A 16,296-nucleotide genomic window follows, 5' to 3' on the forward strand; every position below is an offset into this window, starting at 1 on the left:
GGCCCGTTGAGGGGCCGGCGCTCAGGCGACGATGATGTCGTCGCCCAGCTCACCGGTCCCCTCGGTCTCTGCTGGTTCCTCACTCTCCGCCTCCTTATCCGCTTCGACTGCCTGTTCGACCTCGTCGGGCGCCGCCTCCGTGGTCGGTCCGTCCTCTGCTGGCGCCTCTCGGATCGGCGTTTCCTGCACGACGTCGGCTGCGTCGACGTCTAGCTTCGATTCGATCACGCGGAGCCGCTCTTTGGTCTCCACGAGCTCCTCTGTCAGTCCCTCGATCGTCGACTCGAGCGCCGAAACCGTCGTCTCGAGCTCCTCTACCCGGTTCGACATACAGTAACGCCCCCGCGCCAGCGGCATAAGTATTCGTCAGACATCACTCCGATACCCGATACGTTCCAGCTGCTTCGCGGACGCTGACCGGATCCCATCAGTGACGCCGCTCTACCCAGGACGGATCGTCCCCCGACCGAGTTCCACCCGTTCGTCGTCGCCGGTCCAGACGACGGCAATGGAGTCGCCGGGAGCCACGTCGTCCAGCACCAGTTGGTGCCCCCGAGCGACGATGTCCGGCCCCTGGCCGCCGAGTTCCGTCCACGTTCCGCGGGGCTCCCCGTTGACCTCGACGACGATCGATTCGGGATTCACCGCGTCGCCCCCGGCGTGTGAGACGTTGGCGGCGACGCCGTCGGATCGGTCGATCGTCTGGACCTCGAACGCCGCGGTCGGCGCCCCGCCACCGCCGCCAGTTCCCCAGACGACAGAGGCCGCAGTGACGCCGATGATCGCGAGCAGGAGGACTGCACCGATGCCGATCGCGACCAAGAGCAGCAACCGGAACTGCTCCCGGGAGAGCCCTTCGGAGTCTGCCATGGACGGGGTTAGGAGGGCAGCGTGGTAAGCGCCTCGTCTCGCCCCCACGGCCGAAGGGCGACTCCCGGGGGCGTTCGATCGTGACCGTCAGCTTAGCAGGCCGCCTGTAGGCACTGGTGGTTTCCCCGGCCGACTCCCTCGGACCACGGGCGATGACATCGTAACCACGTGCCGAGAAAAGCCAAATAGCTCGCTCGAAGCCCCCGACGTGGAACTACCTGCAATCAGCAGCGACGGTCAGAGATGGCCCATCTCCTCGAGGCGCTCGGGGAGGTAGGTCTCGGTCACGAAGTCGAGCCCGTGGGAAGCCAACGCCTGCTGTTCGGACTTCTTCTCGATGTCGAGCTGGAGCTCGATCTGTTCGCGCCAGTAGTCGGTCTGGAAGCGCGGGTCCTCGAGTTCGCTCTCGAGGGCGTTGACGTCCGAATCCGAGAGCGGGTCCGTCGGCAGGTCGTACTCCACGATATCCTCGGGCTGGATGCCGATGAACTCCGCCTCCGGCGTCGCGAGGTACTCCGAGAGGTGGGCGGACTTGATCGATCCGTACGCGACCGAGCCGTAGATCCGGTAGGACCAGGGGTCACCGTCAGTGAACACGACGACCGGCAGATCGAGTTCGTCGTGGAGGCGCTTCGTGAGTCGGCGGGTCGCTCGCGCCGGCTGGCCGCCGAGGTGGACGACGATCGCGTTGTACTCCTCGTCGAAACCGTTCTCGACGAGGCGGTCCCGCATGCCGCCGGTCTCGACGCACATGACGAACTCGGCGTCGTGATCCAGGAACTCGATCGTGTCAGGGTTGTTCGGGATCTGGTAGCCGCCCTGACCGACGTCGAGCTGGCAGTGGATCTCGCGGTCGCCGCGGTTCGTCTGTTCGCGGAGGTGCAGCGGTCCCATCACCTTCGCGCCGGACTCCTCGGGCCGCATGTGGAAGTCCTCGCGGGTGACCTCGGTGACGATCTCCAGGTCCTCGACGAGCTGGTTCGACTCGTCCTGATCGTTGAACTGCGCCTCGTCGTTGTCCCAGGATTCGGAGAGGTAGTACAGCTCCCGGAGCGTCGAGGAGCGGTCCTGGTCGAGCTGGTCGGCGAGGAAGTCGACGGTGTAGACGGCCTTGAGGAGCTTCCGCGCCCCGCGGACGCTGTTTGCGGATCTGGTCGACGTCCGGTCACCGTAGACCCAGACGTCCTCCTCCTCGGAGTACTCGATGTTGGATTTCGTCCGGGTCGGGATCGTCATGTTCGGAATCTCGCCGGCGTTCATCTGGTCGTAGATGTCCGCGGCGAGGTCGATCAGCTGCTCGCGGGCCTCTTCCTCGTTGAGTCGGGTGTCGGCTGTCATTGGTGTAGTGGTAAGGTGATCGAACTGGCTGGTCACTCGCTCACGGTTAGCTTCGCGTCCTCGACGCCGTCGACCTGGAGGTCGTACTCGGCGTCGGCGTCGGTCTCGTACGCGAGGGTGGCCGACTCACCCCCGCCGACGGAGGGCTCCCAGGTGAGGAAGTACTCCCCGTCCATTTCGGTGACGCTGGCGTCCCCGGAGACGTCCCGCGGTTCGGCAGTGACGATTTCAGTGAGTTTGGGCGACTCCGAGCGATCGCTATTGTTCTCGACGGTGACCGAGACCGCCGTGCCGTCGCCGTTCTCCTCGACCTCGCGCTCGATAAGGACGTTGTTCATGATGCGGGCTAGCGCGTCGTCGAACATCGGCTCGTCCTGCTCGGTGACTTCCGCGACTTTCGTGGCCATCTGGGGCAGGATCTCCGCGAGCTTGTTCTGTTTGCGCTTGCGCTGTTGCATCGACTGGCGCTTGTTGAGGAAGGATTTGAGCTCCCGAGCGGCCTCCCGGATCGCCAGTTCGATCTCGTCCTCGATCGCGGGCACGTTCGCCACGGCGTCCTTGGACTCGCTGGTGAAGGGGACGTTCGTCGACGCGACGTGGATCATGACGACGGCCGGGCCGTTCGGGATGCCCGAACCGCCGGGCTGTTCGAGGTTGTAGTTCCGCCACCCGATCGACTTCACCACGTCCGTCGTGGCACACGCACCGCGCTGATAGACCAGCGGGACGCGGTTCGCGAAGCGCATCACGTCGACGGAGCCCTCCTCGTCGATCTCGCCGCCGTACGCGATGCCGGCCTCGACGATGAACGGATCGCCGCCGTGGACGTCGGCGTCCCGCGTCGACGCGGCGTAGAAGTCGGCGTCGTATTCCTTCTTGAGACCGGCCTCGATCAGCTCGTCAGTGATCGGCGCGAGACAGGAGGTCGGCGGCGCCATCACGTCGACGGCACGCATCCCCTCCAGCAGCGCGCTCGCGGCGTCGCGATCGTCCGAGAGCGATCGGACTTTCGGCGGGTCGTCTGGAACCGTCCGGGTGATCTCCCAGATCGCCTCGACGATGTTCTCCCGGGCGGTGTCGCCGATCGAGGCGTCGTCGTCCTGCTTCTCGGTCATGTCCGCCGACCTGGCGACGTAGTCCTCGAGGTCGTCTCGGGTCAGCCGGTCGCGCTCGCCGGTCTCGTTCGTGAGCTTCTCGGCGATCCGACGGGCCAGTCCCTCGACCGTCGCGTCGTCCTTCCGGTCGCTCGTCGCGTCGTTGACCAGCGCGTAGACGTCGGCACGGCGTCGGGTTTCGGCGTCGGGATCGACATCGGCAGCCTCCGCGTCGGCTGCAGCAGCATCGCCCGTTACCTGCCCCCAGACGGCTTCGACGGCGTTCTGTCGGACGGTGCTGCCGAACGCCTTCGGATACTCCTCCTCCACGGCGTCGCCTGCGTTGTCGACGATCGTCTCGAGCGCGTGGTAGCTCACTCGCTCCCGTTCCTCGAGAACGTTCGCGATTCTGTCCGCGAAGTCTGCGGTCGCCTCCTTTCCCTTGTTGGAGACGGCCTGCTGGACGGCACGACGGACGTCCGCGTCCTCGTGGGCCCCCGGCGTCGACCACGACAGCTCGCGGCCGTAGTGCTCGTCGCGGAACGAGTCGATGATGCCGTCGGCGGTCTTTTTGCCCACGCGGGTGAACTCGCCCTGGAGGAAGCCCGAAACGGAGTGTGAATCCGTCGACTGGAGCATCTTGAGGAGCGTGCCCAGTTCGACGCCGTGTGGGTGAGGACGAATCTCGTCGGTCTCTGCGGGAAGTTCGTCGGTCGCTCGTTCGAACTTGAGCGGCTCGTCGAGCCCGGGTTCGCGAAGTTCGAGGCGGGCGTGGGGGTTGACGACGGCGGTCGCCCGAATGTAGTTCCGAAGCTGTTGGCGGGCCCGCATGTTCGCCTCCATCTCGAGTTCGATCCGGGTCCCGTGGGGTCGGTCCCAGGTCGTCTCCTCCTCGGCGCGGATCTCGGGCTCGTTCTCGTCGGTGTCGATGATCAGTTCGAAGTACTGGGCACGCTCGGCACCCTTCGGCCGACTCGTGATCTTCGCGGGTTTCCCGCTGGTGAGTTGGGAGTAGAGCACGGCCGCGGAGATCCCGATCCCCTGCTGCCCGCGGTTCTGCTCGCGAACGTGGAATCGCGAGCCGTACAGCAACTTTCCGAAGATCTTGGGCAACTGTTCTTTCGTGATCCCCGGCCCGTTGTCCTCGACCGTGAGCCGGTAGTAGTCGCCCACTTCCTCGATCTCCACGTAGATGTCCGGCAGAATACCCGCTTCCTCCGTCGCGTCGAGCGCGTTGTCGACCGCCTCTTTGACGGCTGTGACGAGTCCTCGGGCCCCGCTGTCGAACCCGAGCATGTGCTTGTTCTTCTCGAAGAACTCCGCGATGGAGATGGCTCGCTGCGTCTCGGCGAGCTCCTCGGCGACCCCCTCCTCGGCGCCGAGGGTCTGCTGGAAGGACGTCATTACGGTCCGGGTAGCGGCCGGCGTGGTATAAGTCGTGCGCAACCAGGGTGAAAGTGGAGCCGGAAGCGATCGACGGCGGTGCGGTCGAGATAGCGGACGTGGGATCGCTACCCACTCGACAGGATCGTATTCCGGTCGTAGCACCTGCGCGAAAGCGGTCGCGCCCCTTCTTGAACGCGGTATCCTTCGGTCGCGTTCGCCCCGAAGAATAGTCGTTCCTGCTCGCTCGCGCGCGAGCGCGCATGCGGGGATTTATGACCCCTCCCCGTCAAGGCGGAATCAGGTTTTATGAACGGCGAGGATCCGGCCTACGGCGCCGAGGAAATTCAGGTGCTGGAAGGCCTCGAGGCCGTCCGGAAACGACCCGCGATGTACATCGGGTCAACGGACGGTCGGGGGCTCCACCACCTGGTCTACGAGGTCGTCGACAACGCGATCGACGAGGCGCTGGCGGGCTACTGCGACTCGATCGGCGTGACGATCCACGACGACGACTCCGTCACCGTCTCCGACGACGGTCGCGGGATCCCGGTGGACACCCACGCCGAGTACGACCGGCCGGCCGTCGAGGTCATCATGACGGTTCTCCACGCCGGCGGGAAGTTCGACAACAAGTCCTACCAGGTTTCCGGCGGGCTCCACGGCGTCGGCGTCTCCGTGGTGAACGCCCTCTCCCAGCAGCTCGACGTCGAGGTCAAGCGCGACGGCGCGCTCTGGCGCCAGTCGTTCCGCGGCGGCGAGCCCGCGGGCGACCTCGAACGCGTCCGCGACCTCGAGGACGAGGAGGACACGGGCACCGAGATCCGCTTCTGGCCGGACGACGACATCTTCGAGACCACCGACTTCTCCTTCTCCACGCTGGAGAACCGGCTCCGCGAACTTGCCTTCCTCAACTCCGGCGTCCAGATCGTCCTGACCGACGAGCGAGACGTCGATGAGGATGCGGAGGCCGAGGACGATGCAACAGGTGAACCGACCCGCTCCGTCTTCGAGTACGAGGGTGGCATCCGCGAGTTCGTCCAGTACCTCAACGAGACGAAGTCCGTCCTCCACGAGGACGTGATCTACTTCGAGGATTCGGAGATCGCTGCCGGCGCGGAAGGCGAGGTTCACGTCGAAGTCGCGATGCAGGCCACCGAGGAACTCCAGGGGTCACTGCACGCCTTCGCGAACAACATCAACACCCGTGAGGGCGGCACGCACATGACGGGCTTCAAGACCGCGCTCACGCGGACGATCAACGACTACGCCACCGACGAGGGGATGCTGTCGGACATCGACGGCACCCTCAAAGGAGACGACATCCGCGAGGGGCTCACCGCCGTGATCTCGATCAAGCACCCCGACCCGCAGTTCGAGGGCCAGACGAAGACGAAGCTCGGGAACTCCGAAGTCCGCGGCGTCGTCGAGAGCGCCGTCCACGAGCACCTCGGCACGTACTTCGAGGAGCACCCCGACACCGCTCGTGCGGTGATTTCCAAGGCCGTCGAGGCCGCGAAGGCACGGATGGCAGCGAAGAAGGCCGAAGAACTGACCCGGCGGAAGTCGGCGCTCGAGAACACCGCACTTCCCGGAAAGCTCTCCGATTGCCAGGTGCAGGACCCCAACGAAGCGGAGCTGTTCGTCGTGGAGGGCGATTCAGCGGGTGGCTCCGCGAAGCAGGCCCGGAACCCCGAGAATCAGGCCGTCCTCCCGATCAAGGGGAAGATCCTCAACGTTGAGAAACACCGCCTCGATCGGATCCTCGAGAACAACGAGATCCGGTCGCTCATCACGGCGATCGGTACCGGGATCGGCGACGAGTTCGACATGGAGGAGGCCCGCTACAAGAAGATCATCATCATGACGGACGCCGACGTCGACGGCGCCCACATTCGGACGCTCCTCCTCACGCTGTTCTACCGCCACATGCAGCCCCTGCTCGAGGCCGGCTACGTCTACGCCGCCAAACCACCGCTCTACCGGATCCGCTACCGTGGCGACACCTACGACGCGATGACCGACGCCGAGCGGGATCGCATCGTCGAGGAGAAGTGCGACGGTAACCCCACCCAGGTCCAGCGGTTCAAGGGCCTCGGCGAGATGAACCCCCAGCAGCTCTGGGCGACGACGATGAATCCGGAGAACCGACGGCTCAAGCGCATCACGGTCGAGGACGCCGCCGCGGCGGATCGCATGTTCTCGGTGCTCATGGGCGACGCCGTCGAACCGCGGAAGCAGTTCATCGAAGAGCACGCCCCCGAGGCAGAGTGGGTCGACATCTGACCGATCAGGGCCGAATTTCCCACTACTATCCAGCCACACATGACACGATCTTCACGACCCCTGACGCAGCGGACGACTCGACGAGGTGAGCGATGAGCTCCGACCTGCCACAGGAGAACACCATCGAGGCCGCCGACGTGGAAGCGGTCCGCGTCGAGGACGAGATGGAGCAGAGCTACATCGACTACGCGATGTCGGTCATCGCGGGCCGGGCACTCCCAGACGTCCGTGACGGTCTCAAGCCCGTCCACCGGCGCATTCTCTTCGCGATGCACGAGATGGGCGTCACGAGCAACTCTGGCCACCGGAAGTGCTCCTCGATCGTCGGGGAGACGATGGGTGACTACCACCCACACGGCGACAGCCCGATCTACGACGCCCTCGTGCGGATGGCCCAGGACTTCTCGATGCGGTACCCGCTGGTCGACGGCCAGGGGAACTTCGGGTCGATGGACGGCGATCCGCCCGCGGCGATGCGGTACACGGAGGCCCGGATGTCGGAGATCTCCGAGGAACTGCTCGCCGACATCGAGAAGGACACCGTCGACTTCCAGTCCAACTACGACGACCGCCTCCAGGAGCCGGAGGTCCTCCCCGCCGCGTTCCCGAACCTGCTGGTCAACGGTGCGTCGGGAATCGCGGTCGGGATGTCGACCAACGTCCCACCGCACAACCTCGGCGAGGTGATCGACGCGGTCGTCCACCTCATCGACAACCCAGACGCGACGGTCCGGGACCTGATGGAGCACGTCCCCGGCCCCGACTTCCCGACGGGCGCGAACATCGTCGGCCGGGACGCCATCTACAAGGCCTACTCCGGCGGCCGCGGCCGGCTACGGCTCCGCGCGGAGTACGAGGTCCAGCGGGACGAGAACGGCAAGGACCGGATCGTCGTCACCGAGTTGCCCTACCAGCAGAACAAAGCGCGGATGGTCGAGCGGATCGCCGAGGACGTCAACGACGGGACGATCGAGGGGATCTCCGACCTCCGCGACGAGTCCGACCGCGAGGGCGTCCGCGTCGTCGTCGAGTGCAAGCGCGGCGCGAACGTCGAACTCGTCGAGAACCAGCTGCTCGAACACCACCTCGAGCGCACGTTCAGCGTCATCCTGCTCGCGCTCGTCGACGGCCAGCCCCAGGTCCTCACGCTCAAACAGGCCCTGCAAGAGTACGTCGACCACCGTCGCGAGGTCGTTCGCCGACGTAGCGAGTACGACCTCGAGGAGGCCGAACACCGCGCCCACATCCTCGAAGGTCGGCTGCACGCACTCGACAACATCGACGACGTCGTCGAACTGATCCGGAACTCCGAGGACCGCGCCACCGCGGTCGAGGGGCTCCAGGAGGAGTTCGAGTTCACCGAGGAGCAGGCCATGCACGTCGTGCGGATGCAACTCGGCAGCCTGACCTCGATGGAGGCCCAGGAGATCCGCGAGGAGTACGAGGACGTACAGGCCGAGATCGAGCGCCTCGAGACGATCCTCGGCGACGAGGAGGAGCTGATGGCCGTCATCAAGCAGGAGCTCCGCGAGGTCAAAGACGAGTACGACGACGACCGGCGGACCCGGATCGTCGAGGACGACGGCACGGTTACCCACGAGGACCTCATCCCCGAGGAAGAGTCCGTCTTCGTCCTGACCGAGCAGGACTACGTGAAGCGCATGCCCGCCGCGCGGTTCGACGACCAGCGCCGCGGTGGCAAAGGGGTGATCGGCGCCGACGTCAAGGAGGGCGACCGCGTCTCCAGGGTGTTCACCGCGAACACCCACGACCACCTCCTCTGGTTCACCGAGTCCGGTGAGGTCTACGAAACCCGCGGCTTCGAGATCCCCGAGATGGGGCGGACGGCCCGCGGCACGGCTGCCATCAACTTCCTCGACCTCGAGGACGGGGAGACGATCGCCACCGTCCTGGCCTACGACGAGATCGACACCGACGGCTACGTCGTTACGGCGACGAAGAACGGGTACGTCAAGCGGACGGTTGCGACAGCCTTCGAGAACGTCCTCTCGACGGGGATCATCGCCGCTGACGTCGATCCCGACGACGCGATCGTCGACGTCGCGATGACCTCCGGCGACGACGACCTCCTGATCGCCAGCGAGCAGGGGATGGCCATCCGCTTCCCCGAAACCGATGCCCGCGCGATGGGCCGGAGCGCCCGCGGGGTGGGCGGAATCGAACTCGTCGGCGACGACGAAGTCGCCGGCGTCACCGCGATCGACGATCCCAGCGGCGAGTTGTTGACGGTGACCCGGAACGGCTACGGCAAGCGCACGAAGCTCACCGAATACCGGCCGCAGTCCCGCAACGGCAAGGGGCTCGTCGACATCGAGACCGTCGACCGTAACGGGCCGACCGTCGCCGTCGAGGCCGTCGACGCCGACGACCACCTCGTGCTCTACTCCGAGGACGGGCAGATCATGCGGACCCGCGCCGCCGACGTCTCCGTCGTCGGCCGGAACACGATGGGCGTCATCGTGATGGGCATCGAGGAGGGTGACGCCGTCGCGGACGTCGCCGTGCTGGACGTGAGCGAAGCCGACGATTCGGACGAGGAAGGCGCGGACGATGACGCCGACCAGGTCGCCGACTCGGCACCCGAATCCGAGGAAAGCGGGGCGGAGCAGGAGGAGTCCGCCGGCGAAGCCGCCGACGGGAGCCAGGCCGCCGACGAAGAGTAGCACGCTCCGCAGACGGCAGCGCAACGTTTTTCACGATCTCGGCGGAAGAAAGGAGTATCCGATGACCATTTCCTGCTGACCGGGAGCGTTCGTCGCTGGCACGTGAGCACCACGCTCTCGTGCCGTCCCGGCAGTTGCTCGTCGCTCCGACACCGTCGGAGCAACGTGCTTCGCAGTTCTGGATCGACGGCTACGAGACGGTTGCAGGGACTGCCGCGACGCGCTCTCGACGTACGACACGTTCGAGCGACGCGTCCGTCGGGACCGGACCGGGTGCGACCGAGGAGGGTTACCGGCACAGATGCCGGGGGTCGCACTCTATCGAGGCCGCGACGGATCGAATCGAGAGCGACAGCTATCGACATCCATGCAAGCAATCGCGGTACGAAGACGACGAGACGAACCGATCGACGCGACCGAGTTACGCGGCCTCGCCGAGACGGCAGGCTACGAGGTGATCGAGACAGTCGGTCAGCGGCGCGCGGAGGATTCGACCTACCACGTGGGCCGCGGGAAGGCCGAGGAGCTGGCCGACCTGGCAGCAGAAACGGCCGCCGACGCAATCCTGGTCGACGACCGGGTGACTCCACAGCAAGCCTATCACCTCGAGGAGCTGTGTCCGCCCGAAACGCGAGTGCTCGGCCGGTATCGGCTGGTCCTCGAGATATTCGCGGACCGGGCGACCGACCGGGCCGCCCAGTTACAGGTCGAACTCGCCGAACTACGGTACGAACGCAAGCGGGTGCGGGCTGCGCTCAAACTCGAAGAGGACGCCGCGAACGAGCGCCGAACGCTGGGCGAGTTCGAGGCGAGCGAACAGGGCGAGATCAAACACGTCGACGAGCGAATCGAGGCGCTCGAATCGGCGCTCGAATCGACGCAGGTAGTCGTCGAACAGCGTCGCGAACGGCGGAGCGAGCAGGGATTCGATCACGTCGCCGTCGCGGGCTACACCAACGCCGGGAAGTCGACGCTGTTGCGCCGACTGGCCGATGACGAGGCGATGACTCACGGATCACGTGGTGCGAACGACGATCCGAGCGCGCCGTCAGGAGACCCGATTGTTGCGAGCGAAGATCAGAGTGCAGCGAACGACGATCCGACTGCGGCGAACGACGCCAATTCGAAGCACGACGACCTCGCCGAGCGCGTCACCGTCGAGGACCGGCTCTTCGAGACCCTGGAGACGACGACCCGCCGAGCGACGATCGAAGGCCGCCGGGTGCTGCTCACCGACACGGTCGGCGTCGTCAGCGACCTGCCACACTGGCTCGTCCGATCGTTCCGATCGACGCTCCGGGCGGTGGGGACCGCGGACGCCGTGTTGCTGGTGCTCGACGCGAGCGCCCCGGTCGATCGCTTCGAGACGCGACTGGCGACGGCGATCGAGACGCTGACCGGGCGGACCGACGCACCGGTGCTACCGGTGTTGAACAAGGTCGACGCAACGGACGAGGGGACGGTCGCGGAGCGACGGGAGCAGGTTCGGGAGCGGCTGCCCGAGACGGAACCGATCGCGATCAGCGCACTGGCGGGATCCGGCATCGATACGCTCGGGCGGCGGCTCGATGACGCCTTGCCGGCCGAGCGAGTCGAGTTGACGCTGCCGAACTGCTCGGCGACCATGGGGCTGGTATCGAAAGCCTACGACGAACTGTCGGTCGCGGACGTCAGCTACGAGGGTGACACGGTCGAACTCCTCGCGAACGGTCACCCAGCCGCGGTGGAGCGGCTTCGAGGGCAGGCCGAGGAGCTACCGGAATCGCCGGCCCAGTGAGCGCCACACCTGGTTTCCCGCGTGACAGTGTGACGTGCTTCGCCGGTCCATCACCATCGATGTACGAAACTGTCGGTACGTATTAGTGCGAGCGGCGACGCCATTCGGTCGGTATGCCAGCAGACGACGGTTCGTTCGGCAGCTACGGGGGACGCCACGTTCCGCCAGTGATGGAGGAGCCACTCGACCACCTCACAGAGGCATTCGAGAACGTCGTCCTGGGCGACGACGAGTTCAAAGCGAACTTGCACGCGACGCTGGAAGAGTACGCGGGTCGGCCCACGCCGCTCTACCACGCGAAGGGGCTCTCGGATCGCTTCGGCGCGGAGATCTACCTCAAGCGCGAGGACCTGCTCCACGGCGGCGCGCACAAGATCAACAACACCGTCGGGCAGGGCCTCCTCGCGAGGGCCGCGGGGAAAGAACGGCTCATCGCCGAGACTGGCGCGGGCCAGCACGGCACCGCGACGGCGATGGTCGGCGCGATGCTCGACCTCGACACGGAGATCTACATGGGCAAGAAGGACGTCGAGCGCCAGAAGATGAACGTCTTCAGGATGCGGCTGATGGGCGCCGAGGTCAACGAGGTCACTCGCGGCGGCGAGGGGCTCGCCGACGCCGTCGACGCCGCTCTCGAGGATTTCGCCCAGAACGTCGAGGACACGCACTACCTCGTCGGCTCCGTGGTCGGACCGGATCCGTTCCCGCGGATGGTCCGCGAGTTCCAGTCCGTCATCGGTCGGGAGGCCCGCGAACAGATTCAGGAGCGCGAGGGGCGGCTCCCCGACGCCTGCGTGGCCTGCGTCGGTGGCGGGTCGAACGCGATCGGACTCTTCCACGCCTTCCGCGACGACGAGGAGGTCGACTTCTACGGGGCCGAGGGCGGCGGTGAAGGCGCGGATTCGAAGCGCCACGCGGCACCGCTCGATACCGGTACCGACGACGTCATCCACGGGATGCAGACCCGCGTGATCGACGAGGACGTCGAGGTGCACTCGGTGTCTGCTGGCCTCGACTACCCCGGCGTCGGCCCCGAGCACGCGATGTTCCGGGAGATGGGTCGCGCGGAGTACCACGCCGTCACCGACGACGAAGCGATGGACGCCTTCCGGACGCTCTCCGAGGAGGAAGGGATCATTCCGGCACTCGAGACCAGTCACGCCATCGCGCTCGCCGAAGATCTCGCCGACGAGCACGACGTCATCGTCGTCAACTGCAGCGGCCGTGGCGACAAGGACATGGAGCAGGCCGCGGAGCTGTTCGACCTCAGCTGAACGCCTGCACCGATCCGACGGGCAAAGCAGCCAACGACGCTCTGGAAGCCTCCTTCACACCTACCCGGAAACGGCTCGGGAGTCGAGCGAAGCCGTTCGACGACCGAATCTCACGACACCCGTGATTTGTGCAGACGACCTCGATCACAGTGGGCAGCCGGCACTCAGATCTCGGTGGCCCAGAGCCGGTAGTCCTCGTCGTACCCGAACCCCTCGACGAAGATGCGATCGACGACCTGCCCGATGCGATCCGGGTCAGCGTAGGCCGTGACGCGGAGGTTCCGCCCCTCCGCCTCCTCCGGGGACGCCTGTTCGTCGATCGTGAACGCACCGGCAGTGGAGAGGACGTCGGTGATCCGGTCGTACTCCTCGTCCGTGCAATCGAGGTTGAGCTGGGACTCGGGATCGCTGAACTGGATCCAGGCAGGAGCGTCGGGCTCGCCGTCAAGGGTTCCGTCACCAGAGTCGGCCTCGGGGACGTCGGGGGCGGGGCGTTCGGCATCAGAGACGACGCTGTCTGCATCCTGGACGGCGTCGTCGCCATCGATAGCGGCGTCGTCCGTCGTCGCGTGATCCGGCGGTGGGGAGCCAGCCTCGAGGGTGCAGAAGACGCTCCCGCGTTCGCGGTGGGCGCGGATCGCGTCGGCGACGAGCGCACGACGATCGTCGGGGGTGCTCGCGTCGAATCTGGTCATGGTGGTAGCTGCGCAGCAACGGTGGAAAAGCCACCGAACCGCGAACCTCAAGACAATACCGCAGAAGCGACGAATGATCGCCCGTCCAGCGGCCCCTCCAAGTACTTGGCGAGTGGCTACAAGGGACTGGCTGCCGGTTCGTCCGATGGATTCGAAGTATGGGATGGAAATACAACCTGTACAGTGCGTTGCCGATATTCGTGTTCCTGATACTCGGCGTGCCCGCGGCGCTCATCTACTCTGGAAACGCCGAGCCATACGTCGAAGCCTCCCAAATGCCAGTCCACGCGGGATACGGCTTCATTGGGCTGATCGGGTCGGTGTTCGCGACGGCGATCTTCAGCGGGATCCTCGTGAACCGATCGTTCGTCCGGACGGGGAAGTCACTCGGGCTCTCGAAGGAAGGCGGCGGCCTGTTCGGCGGTCCGCCGAACTTCGTCGGCGAGAAGCGCGGCCGGCCCGTGCGCGTCGAGACCTGGAAAGAACGGCACTCGAGCGGGGGAGAAGGGGGAACCTCGACTACGACACACACGCGGGTGCTGGCCGAACTCGATCGCCCGATGTCCGAGGGGTTCATCCTGATCGAAGAGGGGTCCGGCTCCGATGCAGATGCCATGGACGACGTACCGGACGAAGCCGAGGTGGTCCCGGTCGGCGACGGCTACGCCGTGATCGGTGCAGCGAACGAACCGATCGCCCGAGAGATACTGACCCAGGAGGTCGACCTGGCGCTCCAGGTTCCAGGCAGCCCCGACGGGGTGACCGTCGGCGATCCCGCCGAGACCATCCTCGACGCGCTCCCCGAGGATCTAAGCACCATGGGGGGGTTCTTCGGCAATGCCATCGAGGAGCGGCTCCGGGAGGAGATCAGTGCCGACCCGGCGACGGTGAGTGACGAGCGGCGGGGGCTCCCGCTCGTCACCGACCGACTCGAAGCGCGAATCGATGCGATGGTCACCGTGGCGGAGGCGGTCGACGCCGCGGACGCCGCCAAGCGGCGAACCGGTGCCGAGCAGACCACTGGAGACGGGGCCGAACGAGCCGCGTGAGACGGGCGAAGCACACGACGGGAGAGAGGACGCTCGTCCAGTGCGTGAAGCGGCCGGACGAACCGAATCCTGCAACGTTTTACGCGCCCCCGGACTTCGCTTGAGTATGAGCCAGCCGAAGATCCTGCTGCTTGGTGCACCGGGCGCCGGCAAGGGGACGCAGAGTTCGAATCTCGTCGAGGAGTACGGCGTCGAGCACGTCACGACTGGCGACGCACTCCGCGCGAACAAGGACATGGAGACCGAGCACGGAACGCCTCGCTCGTTCATGGAGGCGGGCGAACTCGTGCCCGACCCGGTCGTCAACGAGATCGTGCAGGCAGCCCTCGACGACGCGGACGGCTTCGTCCTCGACGGCTACCCCCGGAACCTCGACCAGGCGGAGTACCTCGCCGAGATCACGGATCTCGACGTCGCGGCCTACTTCGAGGTCGCTGACGAGGAACTCATCGACCGGTTGACCGGCCGCCGCGTCTGTGAGGACTGCGGTGCGAACTTCCACGTCAAGTACGCGCCGCCCGAGGAGGAGGGCGTCTGCGACGAGTGCGGCGGCGACCTCATCCAGCGGGACGACGATACCGAGGAGACCGCCCGCGAGCGACTCCGCGTCTTCGAGGAGAACACCCTGCCAGTCGTCGAGTTCTACGACGAGGAGGGCGACCTCGCACGCATCGACGGCGAGCAGGCCCCCGACGAGGTCTGGGCGGACCTCGAGGCCGCGATCGAGGACGCGCTGTAGCTCGTTTCGCGATTCCCTATCAACACAGTGTTCGCTCCCGGGCAAGTTCGTTCAGCGAGGGACTCCAGTCATCGTTCTGGAAAGCCGCTGCGCGTCGATGACGTTGGAATCCGCGAGGGGACCGATGTGAAAGGTTGATTACGGCCCCTTCATTAACTTCGGCAATGGCACGGACCGCGCGGAAGGTACAGGAACTCGTCGCGGAGGGCGAAGACATGGAGGACGCCCTCCGGACGGTCCACTCGGTCGCGACCGCCAACGGTGGCAGCGTGACCTGGGAGGACGTCGACGGCGACCTCACGAGTGGCCAGTGGGGTCGCATCATCGAAACGGGGCTCCTCAAGAGCGCTGACGACGGGTTCGAACTCACTGATCCCGACGGCGTCTCCGCTGCGCTCGACGGCGACGCCGACGCGGAGGTCGTGGACCTCGACTTCTCCGACATTCCCGAGATCGACGAGGAGGCAGAGGAGGCAGCCTCCTGGTCGCAGTGGGACAAGATCGCGGCGGTCGGCGCCGTCATGATGATGGTCGGGTACTACTTCGACCCCGTCCAGAACGCTGTCGGCGGTGTCATCGACCTCGCGCTTGGACCGCTGCTCGACGTGCTCCCGTTCTACCTGGTGATCTTCGCCGTTGCACTGCTCACCGGTCTCTACTCCTCGCTCCTGATGGCGAACCTGATGGACCAGGAGACGATGTCGGTCTACCAGGACCGGATGAGCGCCATCCAGGACAAGCGCAAGGAGGCCAAGGAGCGCGGCGACGACGAGGCGGTCGAGCAGATCCAGGAGAAGCAGATGGAGATGATGGGCGATCAGCTCGGGATGATGAAGTCGCAGTTCCGTCCGATGGTCTGGGTCATGCTGCTGACCATCCCCGTCTTCCTCTGGCTCTGGTGGACCATCGGGCAGGGCAACGTCGGCACCGAGGGCAAGCCAGACATGATCATGCCACTCGCCGGCGGCGTGAACTGGAACGAGGGGATCATCGGCCCGATGCGCGCGTGGATCGTCTGGTACATCGGCTGCTCGTTCGGGTTCGGGCAGATCCTCCGAAAGACGCTGAACATCCGGTCCTCCCCGAGCTGATCGGGCGTACTGACCT

Annotated in this window: 12 protein-coding genes; 7 read left to right on the plus strand and 5 right to left on the minus strand. The window is 65.9% G+C overall.

Annotated features, from left to right (window positions below):
- Positions 1–21: 21 nt before the first annotated feature.
- The 4 genes from L593_RS02255 to L593_RS02270 all read right to left on the minus strand — a co-directional run bounded on the left by L593_RS02255 (position 22) and on the right by L593_RS02270 (position 4,706).
- Positions 22–330, minus strand: coding sequence for a hypothetical protein (locus tag L593_RS02255; protein ID WP_020445294.1), 309 nt, complete (start codon positions 328–330; stop codon positions 22–24).
- Positions 331–441: 111 nt separating this feature from the next.
- Complete coding sequence (locus L593_RS02260) at positions 442–870, minus strand: type IV pilin (protein WP_020445295.1); 429 nt, start codon at positions 868–870, stop codon at positions 442–444.
- A gap of 237 nt (positions 871–1,107) precedes the next feature.
- Positions 1,108–2,208, minus strand: a complete 1,101-nt coding sequence (locus L593_RS02265; protein WP_020445296.1) for a DNA topoisomerase IV subunit A — start codon at positions 2,206–2,208, stop codon at positions 1,108–1,110.
- 32 nt (positions 2,209–2,240) lie between these two features.
- A complete protein-coding gene (locus L593_RS02270) occupies positions 2,241–4,706 on the minus strand; it encodes a DNA topoisomerase VI subunit B (RefSeq protein ID WP_020445297.1) in 2,466 nt (821 codons plus the stop codon).
- 288 nt (positions 4,707–4,994) lie between these two features.
- Between L593_RS02270 and gyrB the strand changes: the two genes are divergently transcribed.
- From gyrB to trpB, 4 genes are all read left to right on the plus strand, one after another.
- Positions 4,995–6,971 (plus strand): DNA topoisomerase (ATP-hydrolyzing) subunit B, encoded by a 1,977-nt coding sequence (gene gyrB / locus L593_RS02275; RefSeq protein ID WP_020445298.1) that lies wholly within the window; start codon positions 4,995–4,997, stop codon positions 6,969–6,971.
- Positions 6,972–7,063: 92 nt separating this feature from the next.
- Complete coding sequence (gene gyrA, locus L593_RS02280) at positions 7,064–9,655, plus strand: DNA gyrase subunit A (RefSeq protein WP_020445299.1); 2,592 nt, start codon at positions 7,064–7,066, stop codon at positions 9,653–9,655.
- 367 nt (positions 9,656–10,022) lie between these two features.
- Positions 10,023–11,432, plus strand: coding sequence for a GTPase HflX (locus tag L593_RS02285; RefSeq protein WP_020445300.1), 1,410 nt, complete (start codon positions 10,023–10,025; stop codon positions 11,430–11,432).
- Positions 11,433–11,545: 113 nt separating this feature from the next.
- Positions 11,546–12,706, plus strand: a complete 1,161-nt coding sequence (gene trpB, locus L593_RS02290) for a tryptophan synthase subunit beta (protein WP_020445301.1) — start codon at positions 11,546–11,548, stop codon at positions 12,704–12,706.
- 164 nt (positions 12,707–12,870) lie between these two features.
- Here the strand turns inward: trpB and L593_RS02295 are convergent, their stop codons facing one another.
- Positions 12,871–13,401 (minus strand): hypothetical protein, encoded by a 531-nt coding sequence (locus L593_RS02295; RefSeq protein ID WP_020445302.1) that lies wholly within the window; start codon positions 13,399–13,401, stop codon positions 12,871–12,873.
- Between the two features lie 158 nt (positions 13,402–13,559).
- Here L593_RS02295 and L593_RS02300 point away from each other — a divergent pair, with 158 nt between their 5' ends.
- From L593_RS02300 to L593_RS02310, 3 genes are all read left to right on the plus strand, one after another.
- The gene (locus L593_RS02300; RefSeq protein WP_020445303.1) at positions 13,560–14,450 is read left to right on the plus strand and encodes a hypothetical protein; all 891 of its coding nucleotides are present in this window, start codon (positions 13,560–13,562) and stop codon (positions 14,448–14,450) included.
- A 106-nt stretch (positions 14,451–14,556) separates the two neighbouring features.
- Positions 14,557–15,189, plus strand: coding sequence for an adenylate kinase (locus tag L593_RS02305; protein WP_020445304.1), 633 nt, complete (start codon positions 14,557–14,559; stop codon positions 15,187–15,189).
- A gap of 164 nt (positions 15,190–15,353) precedes the next feature.
- Positions 15,354–16,280, plus strand: a complete 927-nt coding sequence (locus tag L593_RS02310) for a DUF106 domain-containing protein (RefSeq protein WP_020445305.1) — start codon at positions 15,354–15,356, stop codon at positions 16,278–16,280.
- Positions 16,281–16,296: the final 16 nt, after the last annotated feature.

The sequence above is a fragment of the Salinarchaeum sp. Harcht-Bsk1 genome (genome assembly GCF_000403645.1).
Taxonomy (GTDB): Archaea; Halobacteriota; Halobacteria; order Halobacteriales; family Salinarchaeaceae; genus Salinarchaeum.